This is a genomic window from Mycobacterium sp., assembly GCF_047975165.1.
In the GTDB taxonomy this organism is placed as follows: domain Bacteria; phylum Actinomycetota; class Actinomycetes; order Mycobacteriales; family Mycobacteriaceae; genus Mycobacterium.
Genome location: NZ_JBKECZ010000060.1, coordinates 1 through 23881 on the forward strand (window position 1 = coordinate 1; position 23881 = coordinate 23881).

20 protein-coding genes are annotated in these 23881 nt (G+C 69.0%); 10 read left to right on the forward strand and 10 right to left on the reverse strand.

The genetic code is table 11. The features are described from left to right. From ACK5M9_RS06590 to modA, 4 genes are all read right to left on the reverse strand, one after another. A partial coding sequence (locus ACK5M9_RS06590) for an alanine and proline-rich secreted protein Apa (RefSeq protein ID WP_416892378.1) occupies positions 1 to 905 on the reverse strand: 905 nt, incomplete at its 3' end. An 88-nt stretch (positions 906 to 993) separates the two neighbouring features. Further along, positions 994 to 2118, reverse strand: coding sequence for a sulfate/molybdate ABC transporter ATP-binding protein (locus ACK5M9_RS06595; RefSeq protein WP_416892379.1), 1125 nt, complete (start codon positions 2116 to 2118; stop codon positions 994 to 996). 6 nt (positions 2119 to 2124) lie between these two features. Continuing rightward, entirely contained in the window at positions 2125 to 2919 is a 795-nt protein-coding gene (locus tag ACK5M9_RS06600; protein ID WP_416892380.1) for an ABC transporter permease, read from the reverse strand. An 8-nt stretch (positions 2920 to 2927) separates the two neighbouring features. Then, positions 2928 to 3692, reverse strand: coding sequence for a molybdate ABC transporter substrate-binding protein (modA, locus tag ACK5M9_RS06605; RefSeq protein ID WP_416892381.1), 765 nt, complete (start codon positions 3690 to 3692; stop codon positions 2928 to 2930). Between the two features lie 231 nt (positions 3693 to 3923). Here modA and ACK5M9_RS06610 point away from each other — a divergent pair, with 231 nt between their 5' ends. Further along, complete coding sequence (locus ACK5M9_RS06610) at positions 3924 to 4595, forward strand: SDR family oxidoreductase (RefSeq protein ID WP_416892382.1); 672 nt, start codon at positions 3924 to 3926, stop codon at positions 4593 to 4595. Between the two features lie 37 nt (positions 4596 to 4632). Then, positions 4633 to 6024, forward strand: a complete 1392-nt coding sequence (locus ACK5M9_RS06615) for an NAD(P)/FAD-dependent oxidoreductase (RefSeq protein WP_416892383.1) — start codon at positions 4633 to 4635, stop codon at positions 6022 to 6024. A gap of 16 nt (positions 6025 to 6040) precedes the next feature. Here ACK5M9_RS06615 and ACK5M9_RS06620 read toward each other — a convergent pair whose 3' ends face one another. After that, positions 6041 to 6457, reverse strand: a complete 417-nt coding sequence (locus ACK5M9_RS06620; RefSeq protein ID WP_416892384.1) for a PaaI family thioesterase — start codon at positions 6455 to 6457, stop codon at positions 6041 to 6043. A 224-nt stretch (positions 6458 to 6681) separates the two neighbouring features. On the opposite strand from ACK5M9_RS06620, the gene ACK5M9_RS06625 reads away from it, so the two are divergent. From ACK5M9_RS06625 to ACK5M9_RS06660, 8 genes are all read left to right on the forward strand, one after another. Continuing rightward, positions 6682 to 7095: a BlaI/MecI/CopY family transcriptional regulator gene (locus ACK5M9_RS06625; protein ID WP_416892385.1), complete on the forward strand. Its 414-nt coding sequence runs from the start codon at positions 6682 to 6684 to the stop codon at positions 7093 to 7095. A 14-nt stretch (positions 7096 to 7109) separates the two neighbouring features. Then, on the forward strand, positions 7110 to 8060 hold the full coding sequence (locus ACK5M9_RS06630) for a M56 family metallopeptidase (protein ID WP_416892386.1): 951 nt from the start codon (positions 7110 to 7112) through the stop codon (positions 8058 to 8060). Positions 8061 to 8074: 14 nt separating this feature from the next. After that, a complete protein-coding gene (gndA, locus tag ACK5M9_RS06635) occupies positions 8075 to 9532 on the forward strand; it encodes an NADP-dependent phosphogluconate dehydrogenase (RefSeq protein ID WP_416892387.1) in 1458 nt (485 codons plus the stop codon). A gap of 44 nt (positions 9533 to 9576) precedes the next feature. Beyond that, complete coding sequence (locus ACK5M9_RS06640; RefSeq protein ID WP_416892404.1) at positions 9577 to 11013, forward strand: GuaB1 family IMP dehydrogenase-related protein; 1437 nt, start codon at positions 9577 to 9579, stop codon at positions 11011 to 11013. Between the two features lie 7 nt (positions 11014 to 11020). Next, on the forward strand, positions 11021 to 12412 hold the full coding sequence (locus ACK5M9_RS06645) for a hemolysin family protein (RefSeq protein WP_416892388.1): 1392 nt from the start codon (positions 11021 to 11023) through the stop codon (positions 12410 to 12412). Further along, the gene (locus ACK5M9_RS06650; protein ID WP_416892389.1) at positions 12409 to 13482 is read left to right on the forward strand and encodes a hemolysin family protein; all 1074 of its coding nucleotides are present in this window, start codon (positions 12409 to 12411) and stop codon (positions 13480 to 13482) included. The genes ACK5M9_RS06645 and ACK5M9_RS06650 overlap by 4 nt, the downstream gene beginning before the upstream one ends. An 86-nt stretch (positions 13483 to 13568) precedes the next feature. After that, a complete protein-coding gene (locus tag ACK5M9_RS06655) occupies positions 13569 to 15782 on the forward strand; it encodes a malate synthase G (protein ID WP_416892390.1) in 2214 nt (737 codons plus the stop codon). A 60-nt stretch (positions 15783 to 15842) separates the two neighbouring features. Then, positions 15843 to 17972 (forward strand): substrate-binding domain-containing protein, encoded by a 2130-nt coding sequence (locus ACK5M9_RS06660; RefSeq protein WP_416892391.1) that lies wholly within the window; start codon positions 15843 to 15845, stop codon positions 17970 to 17972. Between the two features lie 58 nt (positions 17973 to 18030). On the opposite strand, the gene gcvP is transcribed toward ACK5M9_RS06660, so the two are convergent. From gcvP to garA, 5 genes are all read right to left on the reverse strand, one after another. Continuing rightward, positions 18031 to 20856, reverse strand: coding sequence for an aminomethyl-transferring glycine dehydrogenase (gcvP, locus tag ACK5M9_RS06665; RefSeq protein WP_416892392.1), 2826 nt, complete (start codon positions 20854 to 20856; stop codon positions 18031 to 18033). Between the two features lie 309 nt (positions 20857 to 21165). Beyond that, complete coding sequence (locus ACK5M9_RS06670; protein WP_416892393.1) at positions 21166 to 21804, reverse strand: MerR family transcriptional regulator; 639 nt, start codon at positions 21802 to 21804, stop codon at positions 21166 to 21168. A 272-nt stretch (positions 21805 to 22076) separates the two neighbouring features. After that, a complete protein-coding gene (locus tag ACK5M9_RS06675) occupies positions 22077 to 22571 on the reverse strand; it encodes a bifunctional nuclease family protein (protein WP_416892394.1) in 495 nt (164 codons plus the stop codon). A 49-nt stretch (positions 22572 to 22620) separates the two neighbouring features. Next, the gene (locus ACK5M9_RS06680) at positions 22621 to 23364 is read right to left on the reverse strand and encodes a MerR family transcriptional regulator (protein WP_416892395.1); all 744 of its coding nucleotides are present in this window, start codon (positions 23362 to 23364) and stop codon (positions 22621 to 22623) included. Further along, positions 23361 to 23831 (reverse strand): glycogen accumulation regulator GarA, encoded by a 471-nt coding sequence (gene garA, locus ACK5M9_RS06685; RefSeq protein WP_416892405.1) that lies wholly within the window; start codon positions 23829 to 23831, stop codon positions 23361 to 23363. The genes ACK5M9_RS06680 and garA overlap by 4 nt, the downstream gene beginning before the upstream one ends. Positions 23832 to 23881: the final 50 nt, after the last annotated feature.

A 23881-nucleotide genomic window follows, 5' to 3' on the forward strand; every position in this document is an offset into this window, starting at 1 on the left:
GGAACCGGTGCGCCCGGAGCCGGCTCGGCATCCGGGTCCGGCGGAGGCGCCCAGGGTCGGATCGATTCGGTCATCGCCTTCGCGGCGCCCTTGTCGACCGGATCGTTGGAGGTTCCCAGCCACACCACGAACCAGCGTTGCGGGGGGCCGGCGGGTGCGGCCCCCTCCGCGGTTCCGATCACGCCGGTCCAGATCTGGCCGTTCGGTTTGGCTGCGTCGCTGAACTTGACCTCGTAGTAGGAGGCGCTGCCCGACATGCCGGCGGCATTGAGCGGAATCGTTTCCTGGTTGACCCGGGTGCCGGGGTAGGGCATGAAGAACTCGCCCATGTCGGACCCCAGGCGGACTGCCGCCTTGGAGTTGTTGGCTTCCGCGCTGGCGTAGAGCTTCTGGTCCAGCCGGCCGAGCACGACGCGGGTGTCGTTGGCCACCGGTGGCGCCTGGCCCGGCATCGGAGGCGCACCGACGGTTTTGCTCAGCAGTGCGGACCCGTAGTCCAGGTGCGACGCGTCCGATTCCACCCAGCCGCCGGGGATGGCGAAGCTGAACCCGCCGATGGCGTTGGTCGCTATCGCCGGTGGGGGCGGCGCCTCCGGCGGTGGTGGCGGTGGCGCGTTCGGATCGGGCGGAAGCGGCACCAGGTTCGGGTCCGGCGGCGGGGGCGCGTTGGGCGGCGGCGGCATCGGGGCGTCGGCCGGGGGCTGTGGGGCCTCGGGAGCGCCGGGCGGTGCAGGGGCCGGGGCAGGGGCAGGGGGCACCGGCGCCGGGTCGGCGGTCGCGGTCGCCGGCAAGCCGAGGCCGAAGCCGAGGCCGAGGCTCATCACGGCGGCACTGGCCGCAGCGGCCATGGCCCACGAGGCCCGGCTCCCCTTGTGGCGGGAGGAATTCGGGTGAAGCTCATGCATGGCGACAACCTACCGTGTCGGCGCCGCGATGCAAGGATCGCCCGGCGGGTGTCTCCGCGGTTCGTTGCCCGCGGGTTCGCCTCAGCGGTCAGCCGTCCCCGCGCCGGTGCTGCGCAGGGTGCAGCGCGACCTCGGCCGCCTTGACCCCGAACCACACCCGGACACCGAGTGTGAGCTGCAATTCCGCCGCGGCATCCGGGGTGATGACGGCGGCCAGGCCGGGACGCCCGTCGGGCTGATCGGCGCCGCGCACCAGCACCTCCGGGCCGCGGGCCTGGACTTCGGCGACGGCCACCTCGACGGCGTTGCGGGTGCTGCCGCGCGGCGGGCCGGCGGATACGGCCACGCTTGCCGGGGCGAACACCGCTACGGCTTGATGTCCGTTCGCCGGCGCCGCACCCGTCTGCACGGTGCCGCGCCAGGTCTGCCCGAACCGGGTATGCAGCGCGCCATCGGGCCCGATCGCTCCGGCGACCAGATTGACACCGGCGATCCGGGCGCCGAAACGACTGCGCGGCGCCGCGAGTACTTCGGCGGTGGGGCCGATCTCGGAGATGACGCCGGATTCCAGCACCAACACCCGATCGGCCAGGGCAAAGACGTCGAGCAGGTCGTGGGTGACCAGTAGGACCGCACAGCCGTTGCGGGCGGCCACCTCCCGCAACACCACTCGAATCGACGCGGCGGCGTCGACATCGAGCCCGGCCAGCGGTTCGTCGAGCAGCAATATCTCGGATTCGGCGGCCAACGCCCGAGCAATCGCGACCCGCTGGGCCTGTCCCCCCGACAATTGCGCGGGCCTGCGGTCGGCGAATGCCTCGCCGCCTACTTCGCGAAGCCACCCCAACGCCGACGCCCGGTCCCTCAGCCGGCCCGCCCGGCCCCGCGGCAGCGTCCGGCGCCGGCTGTTGGGGCCGAACGCGACGTTGGCCGTGACACTGAGATGCGGAAACAGCAACGGGTCCTGCAGCAGGACCCCGACCCGGCGCCGGTGGGGCGCCACCTGAATCCCCGTTGCGGTGTCGGTCAGCACGCGGTCGCCCAGGCGCACCACACCGGTATCGGGGCGGACCAGCCCGGCGATCACGTGCAGCAGTGTCGACTTTCCGGCGCCGTTGGGCCCGAGCACGGCCAGCACCTCGCCCGCGGAGACCGAAAACTCCACGTCAAGGCCACGATCGGCCACCACCGCGCGCAGGTGCATGTCGCTCATCGCCGACTACCCCGCGCCGCCCGGGGTCAACCGGCGCGAACCCAGCCCCAACACCACCAGTGCCGCGACCGCGACCAACAGCAGGGACAGAGCTACTGCGGCATCCGGGTCGGAGACCCGCTGCAGGTAGATCTCCAGTGGCAGGGTGCGGGTCACGCCCTGCAGCGATCCGGCGAAGGTCAGCGTCGCGCCGAACTCCCCCAGTGCGCGGGCAAACGCCAGTACCGCCCCGGCCGCCAGGGCCGGCAGCAGCAACGGCAGGGTCACCCGCCACCAGATCGTGGTCGGCCGGGCCCCGAGAGTCGCCGCCACCATCTCGTAGCCGGCACCGGCGCTCCGGGCGGCGCCCTCCAGGGAGATCACCAGGAACGGCAGCGAGACGAACGTCTGCGCCAGCACCACGGCGGTGGTGCTGAACGCGATGTGCATCCCGGCTGATTCCAGATACCGGCCCAGCAGGCCGAGCCGGCCGAACGCGTAGAGCAGCGCGATACCGCCGACCACCGGCGGAAGCACCAGCGGCAGCAGGATCACCGGGCGCAGCAGCCGCACCAGCGGCCACCGGCTGCGCGCCAGCACCAGCGCCATGGGAACACCCAGAACGACGCACAGCGCCGTGCTCGCGGCCGCGGTCTTCAGGCTCAGCAGCAGTGCCGTCGCCGAGGAGTCGCTGCTGATCAGGCTCCAGAAATGCGGCCAGTCGACGCGCAGCGCAATCGCCAGCAGCGGCAGCCCCACGAACACCGTCCCCAGGGCCGCGGGTACATACACCCACCGCGGCGGGCCGGCTGGTGTGTCCACGGGGTCTTTCAGGGCCGGGCGAAACCGGACCGGTCGAGGATCTGCCGGCCCGCCCCGGTGGTGACCATGGCCACAAAACTCTGTGCCAGGGCGGTGTCGGCCGCCGTGTTCAGCACCGCGATGGGATAGACGTTCACCGCGCCGGCAGCCTCGGGAAATGTGATTGCCGCGACCGCGGCCCCGGCATCGGCGGCGGCGGTGCGATAGACCAGTGCCGCATCGGCTTGCCCGCTGCTGACCTTGTTGAGTGCGTCGGCAACGCTCGGCTCCTCGCTGGCCGGCTGCAGGTAGATTCCGGTGGCCTCTTCGATCCGCCACGCGGCGACCCCGCACGGCACCGGCTGCTGGCAGACGACCACGGCCAGCCCGGGCCGGCCCAGGTCGGCGAAGGTGTCGATGCCCTTCGGGTTGCCCGGCGCGGTGACGATCATCAGGGTGTTGGTGGCGAAGTCGGTCGGGTCCGCGGCCAGAAGTCCGGCGTCGCCGACCCGGCCCATCTGTGCGCGGTCGGCCGAGGCGAACACGTCGGCCCTGGCCCCCTCGGTCAACTGAGTCGCAAGCTCCGAGGAGCCGGCGAAGTTGAACGTGACGTTCACGCCGGGGTTGTCGGCCTGGAACCGCTGGCCGATCCGGGTGAATGCGCTGTTGAGCGAGGCCGCGGCAAACACCACCAGCGACCGGGCATCCGGCCGGCTGTGCACACGGTGACACCCCGACACCGAACCGGCCAGCACGAAGACGAGCACACCGGCCATTACCGCGATGCGACGCACTCATCGAATCTATCGGTACGGCGTCGCCGCTGACCAGCTATCCGAACCAACCGCGAGTCGCGGCGTCGCCGAGTTTCACCGAAGTAGCTACCCTCCAGTAACATGAATCGCGATCCCGGGCCGGAGTCCCGGGCGTCGGCAACCCGGGGCCTGGAGCCCGGGGCTGGAGGCCGGAGGCTCGGGCCGAGAACGGGAATTAGGACTGAGACTGAGACTGAGGAGGTCGAGGCGGTGGAGGTTGTAGTCACTGGCGGTGACACCGCTCTCGGGCGCACGGTTGCCCAGGGTTTTCGCGACGACGGCCACCGGGTGACCCTGGTCGGCGCGGGCGAAGCCGAGCTCGCGGTCGCGGCCGGGGAACTCGACGCCGAGGCCATCGTGTGCGACACCACCGACCCAGCCAGCCTCAAAGCAGCGCGCACGCAGTTCCCCCACCATCTGGACACCATCGTCAACGTCCCGGCACCCACCTGGGAGGCCGGCGACCCGCGCACCTACTCGCTGGCGGACACGGCCACCGCATGGCGCCGGACCCTGGATGCCACCCTGCTGTCGGCGGTGCTGACCGTGCGGTGTGTCGGTGACCAGCTGCGTTCGGGCGGCAACATCATCGGCGTACTGACCGAGAATCCGGCTGTGGGCAGTATCGACGCTGCGATCAAGGCCGCTCTCGCCGACTGGGTCGGCGGGCAGGCAGAGGTCTACGGCACCCGCGGCATCACGGTCAACGCCGTCGCCTGCGGCCGCAGCAGCCAGGCGGGCTACCCCGGCCTGTCGCGCACACCGGTACCGGTCGCCGAGGAGATCGCCCGGCTCTCGCTGTTCCTGACCACTCCGGCGGCCCGGCACATCACCGGGCAGACGCTGCACGTCAGTCACGGCGCGCTGGCCCAGTTCGCCTGAGCCCGTCCGAGGAGAATCCCGCCAGGAGTCGCGAAGAATGAGTTCCGAGCAAGAACCCGGAGTCCAGCCGCGTCGTCGTCATCGTGTTGTGATCGTGGGATCGGGGTTCGGCGGGCTCAACGCGGCAAAGAAACTCAAACGCGCCGACGTCGACGTCACACTGATCGCCCGCACCACACATCACCTGTTCCAGCCGATGCTGTACCAGGTGGCAACCGGGATCATCTCCGAGGGCGAGATCGCGCCCCCCACCCGGGTGGTGCTGCGCAAACAGCGCAACGTCCAGGTTCTGCTGGGCAAGGTCACCCACATCGACCTGACCACCCGCACCGTCGAATCGGACCTGCTCGGCCATTCCTACCGGACGCCGTACGACAGCCTGATCGTGGCGGCCGGGGCCGGCCAGTCCTACTTCGGCAACGACCATTTCGCCGAATTCGCACCCGGGATGAAGTCGATCGACGACGCACTGGAACTGCGTGGCCGCATCATGAGTGCGTTCGAACAGGCGGAACGGTCCGGTGACCCGGAACGCCGGGCCAAACTGCTGACGTTCACCGTGGTCGGCGCCGGGCCGACCGGCGTCGAAATGGCCGGGCAGATAGCCGAATTGGCCGAGCACACCCTCAAGGGCGCGTTCCGCGACATCGACTCGGCCAGGGCTCGCGTCATTCTGCTCGACGCCGCGCCTGCGGTGCTGCCCCCGTTCGGCGAGAAGCTGGGCGAGCGGGCGGCAGCCAGGCTGGAGAAGATGGGCGTGGAGATTCAGCTCGGCGCCATGGTCACCGACGTGGACCGCAACGGCATCACGGTCAAGGATGCCGACGGCACCGAGCGCCGTATCGAATCGGCGTGCAAGGTGTGGTCGGCCGGCGTGCAGGCCAGCCGGCTGGGCCGCAACCTCGCCGAGCAGTGCGAGGTCGAACTCGACCGCTCCGGGCGGGTCAAGGTGCTGCCCGACCTGTCGCTGCCCGGACACCCCAACGTCTTCGTCATCGGCGACATGGCCGCGGTCGAGGGGGTGCCGGGGGTGGCCCAGGGGGCGATCCAGGGCGGCAAATACGTCGCCACCACCATCAAGTCCGAATTGGCCGGCGCCGACCCCGCCGAACGCGAACCGTTCCAGTACTTCGATAAGGGCTCGATGGCGACGGTGTCACGGTTTTCCGCGGTGGCCAAGATCGGCCCGCTGGAGTTCAGCGGATTCACCGCATGGCTGATCTGGCTGGTGCTGCACCTGGTGTACCTGGTCGGGTTCAAGACGAAGATCGCCACGCTGCTGTCGTGGACGGTCACCTTCCTGAGCACTCGTCGCGGCCAGCTGGCCATCACCGATCAGCAGGCGTTCGCGCGGACCCGGCTCGAACAGCTGGCCGAGCTGGCCGCCGAGGCCCAGGGGCCGGACCCCATCACCAAGGCCGCGAGCTGATCCCGGCGAAGCGCGCTCAGTCGCCGGCCGGCCGCGCCTCCAGGTTCTGCAGCCGCACCTGGCCGCGGGCCACGAGACGACCGCCGTCGTCGGCGATCGTCACCAGCCACAGCTGCTGGCGCCGGCCACGGTGCACCGGCTCGGCCCGGCCGTAGAGCATGCCGGCGGTGATGGCACGCAGGAAGTCGGTGTTGTTGTTGACGCCGACGATGTTTCCGCCGCCGTGCGCGGCCAGCCAGGTGTAGGCCGCCACGCTGGCCATGCTTTCGACCATCGAGCAGTAGACGCCGCCGTGCACCAGGCCCATCGGTTGCAGCAGCTTGGGTTTCACCTCCAACTGGGCGCGGGCGCCATCGGGGGTCACCTCGGTGAATTGCAGTCCGAGTTCGCTGTCGAACGCGGCGACGGATTCGGGATCGAGCGGGGACGGCACCCCCTGTGTCTACACCATCGGGCCGGTGAAACAGGCGAGCCCCGCGCCAATGGCACGGGGCTCGCCGATCGAGTTGGCCGGGGGTCACTGCAGCCCTCAGGACACTTCCGCAGCCGGTTGTTTCGCTCGACCTCATCTATAGTAGGCAAGGCTGCCCTAATATTCAAGGGGCTGGTGTGAGCAATATCGGGAGTACTCTTGTTGGGAAACTCAGGAGAAGAACCATGCCCAAGCTGATGCGGCTGGGGGATCTGGAACGCGTCGTGATGGACCAGTTGTGGTCCACCGCCCAGCCTCAAACCGTCCGCGAAGTTCACCGGGCGATATCGGTCAACCGGGAGCTGGCCTACACGACGGTGATGACGGTGCTGCAGCGATTGGCGAAGAAGAACCTGGTCTCACAGATCCGGGACAGCAGGGCGCACCGCTACGCGCCGGTTCACGGCCGCGACGAACTGGTCGCCGGGTTGATGGTCGACGCGCTCGCTCAAGCCGAGGACCCCGGCAGCCGCCAGGCAGTGCTGGTGCATTTCGTCGAACGGGTGAATGCCGACGAGGCGGATGCGCTGCGGCGCGCCCTGGCCACGCTGGAAACGCAGCAGCATGATTATTCCGCTGGACCTGCGGGGGGCCGCTGAGGGAGACTATCGGCGTGTCTGCGCTGGCATTCACCCTCATCGCGGTGCTGCTGGCCGGTCCGACCCCGGCTGCGCTGGCCCGCGCCGAGTGGCAGCTGCGTGCCCCACGGGCCGCGATGGTGCTGTGGCAGGCGGTCGCCCTGGCCGCGGCGCTCTCCACATTCAGCGCCGGTATCGCCATCGGCAGCCGGCTTCTCATGCCCGGCGCGGACGGACGCCCCACCGCGGGAATCCTCGACGCTCATGGTCGCCTCGGCTGGCCGCTGTGGCTGGCATACCTGACCGTGTTCGCCCTGACGCTGGTGGTCGGCACACGCCTGGTGGTCGCGGTGGTCCGCGGGGCGGTGGCGACCCGCAAACGGCGGGCCCGCCACCGCATGATCGTCGACCTCGTCGGGATGGGACCGGAGACGGTAACCGCCGACGGGTGTGCCCGGACACGCGATCTGCGGGTCCTGGAGGTCGACGAGCCACTGGCCTACTGCCTGCCCGGGATGCGCAGCCGCGTCGTCGTCAGCGCGGGCACGCTGACCGCCCTGGACGGCGCCGAGGTCACCGCGATCCTGGCCCACGAGCGGGCGCACCTCCGGGCGCGCCACGATCTGGTCCTGGAGGCGTTCACCGCCCTGCACACGGCGTTCCCGCGGGTCGTGCGCAGCGCGCACGCGCTGGATGCGGTCAGGCTGCTCGTGGAACTGCTGGCCGACGACGCCGCGGTCCGTGCCGCCGGCCGCACTCCCCTGGCCCGGGCGCTGGTCACCTGCGCGACGGGCCGCGCCCCGGCCGGGGCGCTGGCGGCCGGCGGACCCACCACCGTGCTGCGGATACGACGGCTGACCGGCCGGGGCAACAGCCTGCTGCTGTCGACGGGGGTCTACCTGGCAGCCGCGGCAGTGCTGGTGGTGCCCACCATCGCGTTGGCCATACCGTGGCTGACCGAGTTGTACCGGCTGGTCGGCAACTGAGGACGGGACACCCATTGAATTCACCTGATTCGCACACCGCGACCGCCCAGATCGGCGTCACCGGCCTGGCGGTGATGGGTTCGAACCTGGCCCGCAACTTCGCCCGCCACGGCTACACCGTGGCGCTGCACAATCGCTCGGTCGCCAAGACCGATGCCCTGCTCGCCGAACACGGCTCCGAAGGCGATTTCGTGCGCAGCCAGACGATCCCCGAATTCCTGGCCGCGCTGGAAAAACCCCGGCGGGTCATCATCATGGTCAAAGCCGGCGGCCCCACCGACGCCGTCATCGACGAGCTCGCCGACGCCATGGACGAGGGCGACATCATCATCGACGGCGGCAACGCGCTCTACACCGACACCATCCGCCGCGAGCGGGCGATGCGGGAACGCGGCCTGCACTTCGTGGGCGCGGGCATCTCCGGCGGCGAGGAAGGCGCGCTCAACGGGCCCGCCATCATGCCCGGCGGGCCCGCGGAGTCCTACGAATCCCTGGGCCCGCTACTCGAAGAGATCTCCGCGCACGTCGACGGGGTGCCGTGCTGCGCCCACATCGGCCCCGACGGTGCCGGCCACTTCGTGAAGATGGTGCACAACGGCATCGAATACTCCGACATGCAACTGATCGGCGAGGCCTACCAGTTGCTGCGCGACGCGCTGGGCAAGTCCGCCGGAGAGATCGCCGACGTCTTCGAGCAGTGGAACGACGGCGACCTGGACAGCTTCCTCGTCGAAATCACCGCGCAGGTGCTGCGCCAGACCGACGCCCGGACCGGCAGGCCGCTGGTCGACGTCATCGTCGATGAGGCCGAACAGAAGGGCACCGGCCGGTGGACGGTGAAGTCGGCCCTGGACCTCGGTGTGCCGGTCACCGGCATCGCCGAGGCGGTGTTCGCCCGGGCACTGTCGGGATCGGTGGCCCAGCGGGCGGCAGCCGCCGGCATGGCGGCGGGCAACCTCGGCGCCGCGCCGGTTGACGCCGCCGGATTCACCGAGGACGTCCGCCGGGCCCTGTATGCGTCCAAGATCATCGCCTACGCCCAGGGCTTCAACCAGATCCAGGCCGGCAGCGCCGAATACGGCTGGCACATCACCCCCGGCGACCTGGCGACCATCTGGCGTGGCGGCTGCATCATCCGGGCCAAGTTCCTCAACCGGATCAAAGCCGCCTATAACGAGCAGCCCGATCTGCCCACCCTGCTGGCAGCCCCCTACTTCCGCAGCGCGATCGAGGCGGCGATCGACAGCTGGCGCCGGGTGGTGGTGACGGCCACCGGGTTGGGCATTCCGGTTCCCGGATTCGCCTCGGCGCTGTCCTACTACGACGCGCTACGGACCGATAGGCTGCCCGCGGCGCTGACGCAGGGTCTGCGCGACTTCTTCGGCGCACACACCTATGGGCGCATCGACGAGGAGCCGGAGAAGAAGTTTCATACGCTGTGGAGCGCAGACCGAAGCGAAGTACGTGCCTGACCGCCAGCCGACGAGATACCCGAGACGATGACACCGCCAAGACGATGAAATTCCTGGACGGGCAGCGGCCCACCTTCGACCTGACCTACAACGACGTGTTCATCGTGCCCAATCGCTCCGATGTCGCGTCGCGCTTCGACGTCGACCTGTCCACCGCCGACGGCTCCGGGACCACGATTCCGGTCGTGGTCGCCAACATGACTGCGGTAGCGGGACGCCGAATGGCCGAAACCATGGCCCGCCGCGGTGGCATCGTGATCCTGCCGCAGGATCTGCCGATTCCCGCCGCCCAACGGACCGTCCAGTTCGTCAAGAGCCGCGACCTGGTGCTCGACACACCGGTGACGCTGACACCCGATGACTCGGTGTCCGATGCGATGGCGCTGATCCACAAGCGGGCGCACGGGGTGGCAGTGGTGGTTCACGACGGGCACCCGGTCGGTGTGGTGGGCGAATCGTCGTGCGCCGGAGTGGACCGGTTCACCCGGGTGCGCGACGTCGCCGCCGGCGATTTCGTCACCGCACCGGAGGGTACGGAGCCGCGCAAGATCTTCGATCTGCTCGAACACGCGCCCATCGACGTCGCGGTGGTGACCGCCGCCGACGGTTCGCTGGCCGGGGTGCTGACCCGCACCGGGGCGATCCGGACCGGGATCTACCGTCCGGCCGTCGACGGTGCGGGCCGGTTGCGCATCGGTGCCGCGGTGGGCATCACCGGCGATGTGGCCACCAGGGCGCAGGCCCTGGTCGACGCGGGTGTCGATGTGCTGGTGGTGGACACCGCACACGGACACCAGGTCAAGATGCTCGAAGCGCTCAGGACGATCTCGTCGCTGAACCTGGGTGTGCCGCTGGCTGCCGGAAACGTGGTGTCCGCCCAGGGAACCCGGGACCTGATCGAGGCGGGCGCCGGGATCGTCAAGGTCGGCGTCGGCCCCGGCGCGATGTGCACGACCCGGATGATGACCGGCGTCGGGCGCCCGCAGTTCTCCGCGGTTCTCGAGTGCGCCGACGCGGCACGGCAACTCGGCGGACACGTCTGGGCCGACGGCGGAATCCGGCATCCGCGCGACGTAGCGCTGGCGCTGGTGGCGGGTGCGTCCAACGTGATGATCGGATCGTGGTTCGCCGGCACCTACGAATCGCCCGGAGATCTGATGCGCGACAGCGACGACCAGCCGTACAAGGAGAGCTACGGCATGGCGTCGAAGAGGGCGGTGGTGGCTCGTACCGGTTCGGACAGCCCGTTCGACCGGGCCCGCAAGGCGCTCTTCGAGGAGGGAATTTCGGCGTCGCAGATGGGCCTGGACCCGGCCCGCGGCGGCGTCGAGGACCTGCTGGACCACATCACCTCGGGGGTGCGCAGCACCTGCACCTATGTGGGTGCGTCGACACTGGCGGAGCTGCACGAGTGGGCGGTGGTGGGCGTGCAGTCGGCCGCGGGCTTCGCCGAGGGGCATCCGCTGCCCACCGGCTGGTGAAATACATATGACCCACACGAGCACGGTGGCCAGCGTGCTGGCCATTCTGGCGCTGACGGCCGGCACCGCGATTTTCGTGGCGGCCGAGTTCTCGCTGACGGCCCTGGATCGCAGCACCGTCGACGCCAATGCCCGTCGCGGCGGCGGTCGCGACCGATTCATCCAGCGGGCTCACCACCGGCTGTCGTTTCAATTGTCCGGCGCGCAGCTGGGCATATCGGTGACCACCCTGGCCACCGGCTACCTGACCGATCCGCTGGTCGACGAGCTGCCGCATCCGGGCCTGGCGTCGATCGGGGTGTCCGACCGGATGGCCGAGGCGCTGACCCTGTTCCTGGCGCTGGTGGTCGTGACGTCGGTGTCGATGGTGTTCGGCGAGTTGGTGCCCAAATATCTCGCGGTGGCCCGGCCGCTGCCCACCGCCCGTGCGGTGGTATTGCCCCAGTGGTCGTTCTCGGCGTTGTTCACCCCGGCGATCCGGTTGACCAACGGGACGGCGAACTGGATCGTGCGCCGGCTGGGTGTCGAGCCCGCCGAGGAGTTGCGTTCGGCGCGGACCTCCCAGGAGCTGGTGTCGCTGGTTCGCACCTCGGCGCGCAGCGGGTTGCTCGACGACGTCACCGCATCGCTGATGGACCGATCGTTGCAGTTCGGCGCCCGGACCGCCGAGGAACTGATGACACCGCGCTCCAAGATCGTCTCCCTGCAGACCGACGACACCTTCGCCGACCTGGTCGCCGCGGTTGCCGACACCGGCTTCTCCCGGTTCCCGATCGTGCAGGGCGACCTCGACGACACCGTCGGAATCGTCCACGTCAAACAGGTTTTCCAGATTCCCCCCGCCGGGCGGGCGAAAACGTTGCTCACCACGGTCGCCATGCCGATCGCGGTGGTGCCGTCGACCCTGGACGGCGACGCCGTCATGGCGGAGATCCGTGCCCACCCCCTGCAGACCGCGATGGTCGTCGACGAATACGGCGGCACGGCCGGAATGGTCACCGTGGAGGACCTGATCGAGGAGATCGTCGGCGACGTCCGCGACGAGCACGACGACGCGACACCGGACGTGATGGCCTACGGCAGCGGCTGGCGGGTCTCGGGCCTGCTGCGTATCGACGAAGTTCAGACCGCGATCGGGTACCGGGCTCCCGAAGGGCACTACGAGACCATCGGCGGGCTGGTGCTGCGCGAGCTCGGACACATCCCCGTTGCCGGAGAATCGGTCGAGGTGCCCGCGCTGGGCCGCGACGGCCTGGTCGATCCGCTGTCCAGTTGGCGGGCGAAGGTGGTCCGGCTGGATGGGCGCCGCATCGACCTGCTCGAATTGACCCCGCCGGACGGTAGGCCCGAACCGTCGGGCACTCCGGAGGCCAGAACCGCCGAACCGAGTGGCCGATGAACCCGCTGCTCGCGGTCCTGCTGGCGATCCTGCTGATTGCCGCCAACGCGTTCTTCGTGGCGGCGGAGTTCGCGATGATCGCGGCCCGGCGCGACCGGCTGGAGGCGCTGGCCGAGCAGGGCCGGGCCGGGGCGGTGACGGTGATCCGGGCCGGTGAACAGCTGCCGGCGATGCTGGCGGGGGCACAGTTGGGTGTCACGGTGTCCTCGCTGTTACTCGGCCGCATCGCCGAACCGGCCGTCGCCGGGATACTGACCGGCTGGTTCGGCATGACCGGTATCCATCCTGCCCTGGTGCACACCCTGGCGTTCGCGGTGGCGCTGGCCCTGGTGGTGACCCTGCACGTACTGCTCGGAGAAATGGTGCCGAAGAACATCGCACTGGCCGGCCCGGAACGCACCGCGATGCTGCTGGTGCCGGTGTACCTGCCGTACGCACGGGTCGCGCGGCCGGTGATCGTGCTCTACAACAAGTGCGCCAACGCGATACTGCGCCTGCTCCGGGTCGAACCCAAGGACGAACTGGCCGTCACGGTGTCGACGGTCGAACTGTCGGACATGATCGCCGAGTCGCTGTCCGAAGGTCTGCTGGATGCCCAGGAGCACGTTCGGCTCACTCGTGCGCTGCGGGTTCGCACCCGTATCGTCGGCGACCTCGCCATGCCGCTGGCCGAAATCCAGGCCGTGCCGGTGGCCGCACCGGGCTCGGGCCCCACCATCGGCGCGGTCGAGCACGCACTGGCCCACACCGGCTACTCCCGGTTTCCGGTGGTCGACACCGCCGGCACCTACATCGGCTATCTGCACATCAAGGACGTGCTCGCCCTCGGCACCGACCCGCAGACCGTGATCGACGCGTCGCTGGTACGCCCCCTGCCCCGGTTGCCGCGCTCGCTCACCCTGCCCGATGCCCTGTCACGGTTGCGGCGCAGCAACAGCCATCTGGCCCTGGTGACCGCCGATGACGGGGAGGCCGGGACCGGCGTTGGCGACATCGTCGCCCTGCTGGCACTGGAGGACCTGGTGGAAGACCTGGTCGGGGGGACCCGCAGCGCGGCGCAGCGGCCCTGACCGGGGCCCGGGTGCGGCTGTCAGGGAACGCGGTCGCGGCGCACGTATGATCTGAGGGCAGGAAATGGCCGGTACGGAGGAGAAACATGACTGATCGTGTTCCGGTGGGCACGGTGCGAGTGGCCCGGGTGCTGTACGACTTCGTCAACAACGAGGCCCTGCCCGGAACCGGAATCGACCCGGACAGCTTCTGGGCGGGCGTCGACAAAGTGGTCACCGACCTCACCCCGCGGAACCGGGAGCTGCTGCTTTTCCGCGACGAGTTGCAGGCTCAGATCGACAAGTGGCACCGCCAGCGGGTGATCGAACCGCTCGACGCCGACGCCTACCGGCAGTTCCTCACCGAGATCGGCTACCTGCAACCCGAGCCGGACGACTTCACCATCGCCACCTCGGGCGTCGACGACGAAATCACCACCACCGCCGGCCCGCAGCTGGTGGTGCCGGTGCTCAACGCGCGGTTTGCGCTCAACGCCGCCAATGCCCGCTGGGGTTCGCTCTACGACGCGCTCTACGGCACCGACGTCATCTCCGAGGACGACGGGGCCGGGAAGGGGTCGAGCTACAACAAGGTGCGCGGGGACAAAGTCATCGCCTATGCGCGCAACTTCCTCGACTCCGCGGTGCCGCTGGCATCGGGTTCCTGGACCGCTGCGACGGGAGTGAGCATCGTCGACGGTCGGCTGCAGGTCGAGGCCGGCGGTGAGGTCACCGGCTTGGCCGGCCCGGACAAGTTCGTCGGGTACCGCGGTTCGGTCGGCTCCCCCGACTGGTCGGTGCTGCTGGTCAACCACGGCCTGCACATCGAGATCCTGATCGACCCGCAGTCGCCGGTCGGCAGCACCGACGCCGCCGGCATCAAGGACGTGGTGCTCGAGTCGGCGATCACCACCATCATGGACTTCGAGGATTCGGTGGCCGCGGTCGACGCCGAGGACAAGGTGGTCGGCTACCGCAACTGGCTCGGGCTCAACCGCGGCGACCTCACCGAGGAGGTGGCCAAGGACGGCCGGAGCTTCACCCGGGTGCTCAATGCCGACCGCGTCTACACCACACCCGACGGGAGCGGGGAATTGACGTTGCCGGGCCGCAGCCTGCTGTTCGTGCGCAACGTCGGCCACCTGATGACCAACGACGCCATTGTCGTCAGCGGTCCCGACGGCCAGGAGAGCGAAGTCCCCGAAGGAATTCAGGACGCGCTGTTCACCGGCCTGATCGCCATCCACGGGCTCCGCGGTGCCGCGGACAACGACGGCGCCAACGGCCCGCTGGTCAACAGCCGCACCGGGTCGGTGTACATCGTGAAACCCAAGATGCACGGCCCGGCGGAGGTGGCCTTCACCTGCGAGCTGTTCAGCCGGGTCGAGGACGTCCTCGGACTGCCGCAGGCCACCCTCAAGGTCGGCATCATGGACGAGGAACGGCGCACCACGGTCAACCTCAAAGCCAGTATCAAGGCCGCCGCCGACCGCGTCGTGTTCATCAACACCGGATTCCTCGACCGCACCGGCGACGAGATTCACACCTCGATGGAAGCCGGCCCGATGATCCGCAAGGGCGCGATGAAGAGCACCACCTGGATCAAGGCGTACGAGGACGCCAACGTCGACGCCGGGCTCGTCACCGGGTTCCGGGGCCGGGCGCAGATCGGCAAGGGCATGTGGGCGATGACCGAGCTGATGGCCGACATGGTGGATCAGAAGATCGGCCAGCCCAGGGCCGGCGCCACCACCGCCTGGGTTCCGTCTCCGACCGCGGCGACCCTGCATGCCATGCACTACCACCAGGTCGATGTGGATGCGGTTCAGGACGAGCTCGCCGGCAAGACCCGCACCACCGTCGAAGAGCTGCTGACCATCCCGCTGGCCAAGGAGCTGGCCTGGGCTCCCGAGGAGATCCGCGAGGAGGTCGACAACAACTGTCAGTCGATCCTGGGCTACGTGGTGCGCTGGGTCGAGCAGGGTGTCGGCTGCTCAAAGGTGCCCGACATCCACAACGTCGCGCTGATGGAAGACCGGGCCACGCTGCGGATCTCCAGCCAGTTGCTGGCCAACTGGCTGCGCCACGGCGTGATCACCGCCGAGGATGTGCGGGCCAGCCTTGAGCGGATGGCGCCGCTGGTGGACAAGCAGAACGAGGGTGACAGGGCATATCGGCCGATGGCGCCCGGCTTCGACGACAGCATCGCCTTCCTCGCCGCACAGGAGTTGATCCTCTCGGGCGGGGAGCAGCCCAACGGCTACACCGAGCCGATTTTGCACCGCCGCCGCCGGGAGTTCAAGGCCCGCTCGGGTGCATGACATTACCGCTGAACTGCGGTAACTTGCACGTGACCCGACGGAGAGGACCTAGGTACCGGTATGGGTAGGCATAGCAGGCCGGACCCCGACGAGTTCGTCCCCGACCGGGATCCGGAGCCCGCCGGGCACGAGGTCGCCGAAGGGCACGAGCCCGCCGGGCACGAGGTCGCCGAAGGGCACGAGCCCGCCGGGCACGAGGTCGCCGAAGGGCACGAGGTCGCCGGGCAACGATGGCAGCGCGAGCCGGCCGACGATCACTGGGCGCCCGGCGGCTATCCCGACTTCGCACCGCCCCCCGCTGACTTCGCACCACCCCCCGCTGACTTCGCACCGCCCCCCGCTGACTTCGCACCGCCCCCCGCTGACTTCGCACCGTCCCCGTGGGAGGGCGCCGCACCGAACCCGCCCGAGGCGTCGCGCGCGGGGCACCGCAGCCTCGGCGACTGGGTGGGCGGGCATCGCAGCGCCGGTGGCCGCCGCGGCGTGAGTATCGGCGTGATCGTGGCGCTGGCCGCTGTGGTTGCGGTGGTCGCCGTTGTGATCCTGTGGCGGTTCTTCGGCGAAGCACTGTCCGACCGTTCGCACAGCGCGGCGGCGCGCTGCATCGGCGGCGACGACTCGGTCGCGGTGCTCGCCGACGCATCGATTGTCGACCAGGTCAAAGAGCTTGCCGACAGATTCAACGCCCAGGCCGGGCCTATCGGGGACCGCTGTGTGGCGGTGACGGTCGGCTCCGCCGGAACCGACGCCGTCATCGGCGGCCTCATCGGAACGTGGCCGGCGGAGCTCGGAAACCGGCCGGGACTGTGGATTCCGGGGAGTTCGATCTCGGCGGCGCGGTTGTCCGCGGCGGCGGGCCGCGAAACCATCGTGGACAGCCGATCGCTGGTGACCTCCCCGGTATTGCTGGCTCTGCCCCCCGAGTTCGAGCAGGTGCTGGAGAATCAAACCTGGGACTCACTGCCCGGTCTGCAATCGAACCCGAACTCGATGGCTGCGTTGAACCACCCCGCCTGGGGTTCGCTTCGGCTCGCGATGCCCGTTGCCGGCAACGGTGACGCGGTGCTCCTGGCCGGGGAGGCGGTTGCGGCGGCGTCGGCGCCGTCGGGAGAACCCCCGACAGCCGGTGTCGGCGCTGTGCACACCCTGATGGGCGCACAACCCGAACTCACCGACGACTCCCTGACCGAGGCGATGAACACGCTGCTGCGGCCGGGCGTCGACGCCGACAAGCTGGCAGCCGCACCGGTGCACGCCGTGATCACCACCGAGCAGCAACTGTTCCAGCGCGGCCGGTCGACCAAAGAAGCCGACAAGAAGCTGACGTCGTGGATACCGCCGGGGCCGGTCCCGGTCGCCGACTACCCGACGGTTCTGCTCGGCGGGCCGTGGCTGTCGGAGGAGCAGACGACCGCGGCCAGTACGTTCTCCAGGTTCATGCACAAGCCCGAGCAGCTGGCCAAGCTGGCCGCGGCGGGATTCCGGGTGAGCGGCATCGAGCCGCCGACCAGTCCGGTCACCAATTTCGAGGCATTGCCAGAGACTTTGTCGGTGGGCGACGAAGCCGAGCGGACGGCCCTGGCCGACATCCTGGCCAGCCCCTCCGCGGGGGCGGCGGTGACGATCATGCTCGACCAGTCGCTGCCCACAGATGACGGAGGCGGGCGGACGCGGCTGGCCAATGTCGTCTCGGCACTGGACAGCAGAATCAAGGTGCTACCGCCGACGGCGGTGGTCGGGCTGTGGACCTTCGACGGCCACGAAGGGCGCACCGAGGTCACCGCCGGGCCGCTGGCCGACGACGTAGACGGCCGACAGCGCTCGGAGGTGCTGCTGGCGGCACTGGACAGGCAGTACGCGTCGGACGGCGGGGCGGTGTCGTTCACCACGTTGCGCATGATCTATGAGAATGTGCAGGCCGGCTACCGGTCCGGGCAAGCGAATTCGATCCTGGTCATCACGGCCGGGCCGCACACCGATCGCACGCTGGACGGGGCGGGGCTGCAGGATTTCATCAAGGCCAACGCCGACCCGGCCAAGCCGATCGCGGTCAACGTCATCGACTTCGGCGATGATCCGGACCGGGCCACCTGGGAGGCCGTCGCCCAGCTCAGCGGTGGCAGCTACCAGAACCTTTCGACGTCGGCGTCCCCCGAGCTGGCCGGTGCGGTGAACAATTTCTTGAGCTGATCCGGCGCCTGAGGCTCCCCCGGCCCGGGCGGCGAAACGCTGCCGACTCCGCCGGAATCTAGGCGAACGCCTCGATAGGCGGGCACGTGCACACCAGGTTGCGATCGCCGTGGGCGCCGTCGATGCGCCGCACCGCCGGCCAGACCTTGGCGCGGTGCGTCTTGCCCAGCGGGTACGCGGCCTGTTCGCGGGTGTACGGGTGGTTCCACTCGGCGGTCAGCAGACATTCGGCGGTGTGCGGTGCGCCGCGTAAGGGGTTGTCCTCCACCGGCCACTCCCCCGAGCCGACCCGGTCGATCTCGGCCCGGATACCGATCATGGCCTCGCAGAACGCGTCGATTTCGGCGAGGCTTTCACTTTCGGTGGGTTCGACCATCAGGGTGCCGGCTACCGGGAAACTCATGGTCGGCGCGTGAAAACCGTAGTCCGCCAGGCGCTTTGCGACGTCATCGACGGTCACCCCGGTTGTCTTGGTGATACCCCGCAGGTCCAGGATGCACTCGTGGGCGACCATGCCGTTCTCGCCGGTGTAGAGCACCGGGAAGTACTCGTCGAGGCGGCGGGCGATGTAGTTTGCGGACGCGATCGCCGTCAGCGACGCGGCCCGCAGGCCGTCCGCGCCCATCATCCGGATGAATGCCCAACTGATCGGCAGGATCGAGGCCGACCCGTAGGGCGCCGCCGACACCGGGGATCCCTGCGGCAACTCGGGGGCGTACGGATGCCCCGGCAGGAATCGGGCAAGATGCGCGCGGACCGCCACCGGCCCCACCCCCGGGCCACCCCCGCCGTGCGGGATACAGAACGTCTTGTGCAGATTCAAATGGCTGACGTCGCCGCCGAACCTGCCGGGCCGAGCCAGCCCGACCAGCGCGTTGAGGTTGGCGCCGTCGACATAGACCTGGCCGCCCGCGTCGTGGACGGCGGCGCAGATGTCGGCGATGTCGTGCTCGTAGACGCCGTGGGTGGACGGGTAGGTGACCATCAGCGCCGCCAGGTGCTCGCCGTGCTCGACGACCTTGGCGCGCAGGTCATCGAGGTCGACGTCGCCGTTGTCGTGACAGCCGACGACCACGACTCGCATGCCCGCCAACGCGGCCGATGCGGCATTGGTGCCGTGCGCGCTGGACGGGATGAGACAGATGTCCCGGTGCGGCTCACCCTGGCTCGCGTGGTAGCCGTGGATGGCGAGCAGGCCCGCGTATTCGCCCTGTGAGCCCGCGTTGGGTTGCAGCGAAACGGCGTCGTACCCGGTGATGGCCACCAGCCACGACTCCAGGTCGGCGATGAGTTTGCGCAGCCCCGCGGTATCGGAAGCCGGGGCGAACGGGTGCTGACGGCCGAATTCCGGCCAGGTGATCGACTCCATCTCGGCGGCGGCGTTGAGTTTCATGGTGCAGGAGCCCAGCGGGATCATGCTCCGGTCCAGGGCGATGTCCTTGTCGGACAGGGTCCGCAGGTAGCGCATCATCGAGGTTTCGGTGCGATACCGGGTGAACGCCGGATGAGTGAGGAATTGCGTTGTCCGCGTTGCGATGTCCACTTGTCTCGGAGACGCTTCCGGGAGACCGAACGCGTCCAGGACGGCCGTGACATGCGCCGGGGTGGTGGCTTCGTCGCAGGCCACCGACACGTGGTCGGCGTCCACCCGCCACAGATTGACACCGCCGGCCCTGGCGGCGGCGACCACCTCGTCGGCCCGGCCGGGCACCCGCGCCAGCACGGTGTCGAAGTAGGTGTCGTGGACAACGGCATCACCCAGGGTGCCGGCAATGGCCTCGGCGTGCGAATGCACCCGTCGGGCGATCCGGGTGAGCCCTTCGGCGCCGTGGTAGCCGGCATACATGGCGGCCATCACCGCCAGCAGAACCTGCGCGGTGCAGATGTTGCTGGTCGCCTTGTCGCGGCGGATGTGCTGCTCGCGGGTCTGCAGCGCCAGCCGGTAGGCGGGTGTGCCGTCGCTGTCGACCGACACCCCGACCAGACGCCCGGGCAACTGGCGGGCGTGGCCGGCATGCACGGCAAGGTACCCGGCGTGCGGGCCACCGAATCCCATTGGCACACCGAAACGTTGGGTGCTGCCGAAGGCGACGTCCGCGCCGATCTCGCCGGGGGGTGCGATCAGCGTCAGCGCCAGCAGGTCGGCCCCGATGGCGACCAGCGCGCCACGGTCGTGAGCCTGCTCGACCAGGGCGCCCCAGTCGATGATCCGACCACTGGCGCCGGGCAGCTGGACGATCGCCCCGAAGAAATCCCCCTCGGGCAGGCCGTCGCGAAGATCGGCGGTGACGATCTCGATCCCCAACGGCCGGGCGCGGGTGGCCAGGATCGCCGCGGTCTGGCCGAAGACGTCGGCGTCCACGGCCAGCCGCTCTCCGGCCCCCCGCGATGCCCGGTGCATCAGGGTCATCGCCTCGGCGGCCGCGGTGCCCTCGTCGAGCATCGACGCATTGGCGATCTCCAGGCCGGTGAGATCGGTGATCATGGTCTGAAAGTTCAGCAGCGCCTCCAGGCGGCCCTGGCTGATCTCGGGCTGATACGGCGTATAGGCGGTGTACCAGGCGGGGTTTTCCATGATGCTGCGGATCAGCACCGGTGGGGTGAGCGTGTCGTAGTAGCCCTGCCCGATCATCGACACCGCGACGGTATTGGCGGCGGCCGCGGTGCGCAGTTCGGCCAGCGCCTCGGCCTCGGTCGCGGCCGGTGGCAGTCGGTCCAGGCCGGGAGCCACACCGGACGGGCCGAGTTCATCGCGGATTTCCGGCGGGAGCGCTGTGGTGGCCAGCTCGTCGAGTGAGTCGACACCGATGACCGCAAGCATGGTGGCCACGGTGTCTTCGTCGAGGCCGATATGCCGGTCTGCGAAGGTGAAACGGTCGGGCATGGGTGAAATCCTAGGCGGCACCGGGCGAGGGCCCTCTCCCCTGTCCTCACTTGGCCAGCGGCTGCTTGAGAGGTTGATGGGTGAGGTATTCCGACGCAGCGCACCGATGGGCGTCGACTGTGAATCGTGGGCGGGAAATCCACCTGAAATCCCGCCCTGTGTTCACAGTGAAAGCCCTGTGTTCACAATCGATATCCAGGTTTCGCGTCCAGCCCGCGGAACCTGTCAACCTGAATGAGGCACCGCTGCCGGCGCCGGGCGCCGGGCGCCGGGCGCCGGGCGCATGGCGCAGCGGCCAAGCGCCGAGCATCAGCCGATCTTGCGGTCGCGATGCTTGCGCCGGGAGGCCAGTTCGTCCTCGGGGGCGACGATCGACTCGCCGCCGTCCGCGCGCTCACCGGGGAAGTCCGCGATGACACCGGTCAGTTCCCGCATGGCTCCGGAGACGGCGATACCGAACACTCCCTGGCCGCCCTGCAGCAAATCGACGACCTCCTCGGCCGACGTGCATTCGTAGACGCTGGTGCCATCGGAGAACAGGGTGATATTGGCCAGGTCTTCTACGCCACGCTGCCGCAGGTGGTCCACGGCGACGCGGATGTTGTGCAGCGAGATACCGGTGTCCAACAGCCGCTTGACGATCTTGAGGACCAGAATGTCCTTGAACGAGTAAAGGCGCTGGCTACCCGAACCCGCCGCGCCGCGGATCGACGGCACCACCAGCGACGTGCGCGCCCAGTAGTCCAACTGCCGGTAGGTGATCCCGGAGATCTGGCATGCGCTCGGACCCCGGTAGCCCACCAGCTCGTCGGGTACCGAGTCGTTGGGGAAAAGACCAGGTTGTACCGGTTGATTCGGGACTTGATTGGCGGCGGCATCACCGTGGCGGGAGGTGGGGCCCGCAGGGGCGGCAAGATCCAGCTCTCCTTGGCGTGGCTGCTCGCTCACGGTGCTTCCTCTCGCCGATCGGGCTGTTGTCAAAGCCGCGTCAGTGGCTGCCTCAACAGCCGCAGAACTTCAGGCCCGAGTGGTAGAGAGCATACGCTGCTGGCTGGCTGTGATTTCCCGGGCCGGTCATCAACTCGTCACCAAAGTATGGCGGGCGCCGGCAACAGCGGCCGGCAACCGCGGGGCGTGTCGACAATCCGTTGTGTGATATGAGACGCATTCGTGACGTTCCGCGGGTACACCCGGCACCCGCCGCCCCAGCCCGCAACCCGCTAGGTCGCCTTGAAGTCGTCGGGGGAGATATTGTCGAGAAACTCCTTGAATTTCTCCACCTCGTCCTCGCGGACCGCGCCGCCGGACTCTTCGTCTCCCTCGTCGGGAATCAGCAGGCCGGCCTGGGCCAGCACCGGCTCCTCAACGTAGATCGGCACGTTGACCCGCAGGGCGATCGCCACCGAGTCCGACGGCCGGGCCGACACCTTGACGTCCCGGTCGAAAATCAAGTCCGCGTAGAAGGTGCCGCCCTGCAGATCGACGATCCGCACCTCTTTGAGCGAATGGCCAAGTGCGGCGAGAAGATCCCTGATCAAGTCGTGGGTGAGCGGCCGGGGAGGCTCAACCCCCTGCTGCTCCAGCGCAATCGCGGCGGCCTCGGACTGCCCGATCCAGATCGGTAGATACCGGTCACCGTCGGTTTCTCGCAGCAACAACACGGGTTGGTTCTGCGGCTGTTCGACGCGAATGCCGACGACGCGAACTTCACCCATCTGAGTCTGCCCTCCGCACCTGCCGCAGTGTCCGACCGAAGTCTAGTCCTCAGCGGTGCAGAACATCGCGGACGGCAGACTTGATCAACGAGGTGTGCAACGTGATTGCCAGCGCCGCGACTTCCCGGGCCACCTCATTGGCGCGATCGCGGGCGCCGGCCTTGTCCGTCTTGACCATCGGCCCGGCGATCTGGGCTATCAGATCGGACTGGCGATCCGCGGCCGAGCGGAAAGCCCGCATGTGTCTTGGCTCTACCCCGTAGTCGGCCAGTGCTCGTGCGCATTGCAGGATCGTCACCGCGTGCTCGTCGAAGAAACCGCCCGGACCGGTGGTGATCACCCCGGCCTTCAATACGGCCGTCAGCAGTGCGTCATCGACCCCGGAGCGGTGCAGAAGGTCTTCCCTGCTGAGGCGCACGTTCGTCGGCGCCACCGCAGCTGCCCGGGTACTCGCGACATCGCCGTCGCCGTCGGCCGGCGGAACCAATCGTGGGACGCCGTAGGGCGATCCGATCGTCGGCAATTCCCCGTAGGGCTGGGCGTCCAGCTGAGCCCGGATCACCTTCAACGGCAGATAGTGGTCGCGTTGCGCAGTCAGGATGAAATGCAGCCGCGCACAGTCGTAGGCGGTGAACCTCCGATATCCCGAAGTCGCACGCTGCGGGGTCACCAGTCCCTCGGCTTCCAGGAATCGGATCTTGGAGATAGTGACGTCGGGGAAGTCCGGCCGCAGCAGATCCAGGACCCCCCCGATGGACATCCCGGTGAGCGCCGGACTATCGGGTGCGCTCACTCGGTGCCGGAACCCCCGTCGTCACCTTTGGGGCCGGTGAGGAAAACCAGCCGGAACTTGCCGATCTGGACTTCGTCGCCGTTGGCCAGCAATGCCGAATCCACCGGTTCGCGGTTGACGTAGGTGCCGTTGAGGCTTCCGACGTCGACGACGTTGAACTCGGCGCTGTCCAGCCGGAATTCGGCGTGGCGACGACTCACGGTGACGTCGTCGAGGAAGATGTCGCTGTCAGGATGGCGGCCGGCCGACGTGATGGGCTGGTCCAGCAGGAAGCGGGAACCCGCGTTGGGTCCGCGTTTGACGACCAGCAGTGCCGAGCCCGCGGGAAGTCCCTCGACGCCCGATACCGAGCTCTCAGTGCCCGCCTGGGCCGGGGCGTCCAGTTCGTTGAGGAAGTCGGCGCGAAAGACCGAGGTCGTTTCTACCGTGACTTCCTCGCCCTGGTCGTGCCCGCTCGCTGAGTCCATGTCCGTCACCCGCTGCTCCTCACTGGCCGGTATGTATGTCGACGGTACCG

Excerpts from the sequence above, each read along its gene's own strand:
- ACK5M9_RS06645 (WP_416892388.1), top strand. The coding sequence starts at position 11,021 with ATGACCCACACGAGCACGGTGGCCAGCGTGCTGGCCATTCTGGCGCTG.
- ACK5M9_RS06615 (WP_416892383.1), top strand. The coding sequence starts at position 4,633 with ATGAGTTCCGAGCAAGAACCCGGAGTCCAGCCGCGTCGTCGTCATCGT.
- ACK5M9_RS06660 (WP_416892391.1), top strand. The coding sequence starts at position 15,843 with ATGGGTAGGCATAGCAGGCCGGACCCCGACGAGTTCGTCCCCGACCGG.
- ACK5M9_RS06655 (WP_416892390.1), top strand. The coding sequence starts at position 13,569 with ATGACTGATCGTGTTCCGGTGGGCACGGTGCGAGTGGCCCGGGTGCTG.
- ACK5M9_RS06595 (WP_416892379.1), bottom strand. The coding sequence starts at position 2,118 with ATGAGCGACATGCACCTGCGCGCGGTGGTGGCCGATCGTGGCCTTGAC.
- garA (WP_416892405.1), bottom strand. The coding sequence starts at position 23,831 with ATGGACTCAGCGAGCGGGCACGACCAGGGCGAGGAAGTCACGGTAGAA.
- ACK5M9_RS06650 (WP_416892389.1), top strand. The coding sequence starts at position 12,409 with ATGAACCCGCTGCTCGCGGTCCTGCTGGCGATCCTGCTGATTGCCGCC.
- ACK5M9_RS06640 (WP_416892404.1), top strand. The coding sequence starts at position 9,577 with ATGAAATTCCTGGACGGGCAGCGGCCCACCTTCGACCTGACCTACAAC.
- ACK5M9_RS06675 (WP_416892394.1), bottom strand. The coding sequence starts at position 22,571 with ATGGGTGAAGTTCGCGTCGTCGGCATTCGCGTCGAACAGCCGCAGAAC.
- ACK5M9_RS06625 (WP_416892385.1), top strand. The coding sequence starts at position 6,682 with ATGCCCAAGCTGATGCGGCTGGGGGATCTGGAACGCGTCGTGATGGAC.
- gcvP (WP_416892392.1), bottom strand. The coding sequence starts at position 20,856 with ATGCCCGACCGTTTCACCTTCGCAGACCGGCATATCGGCCTCGACGAA.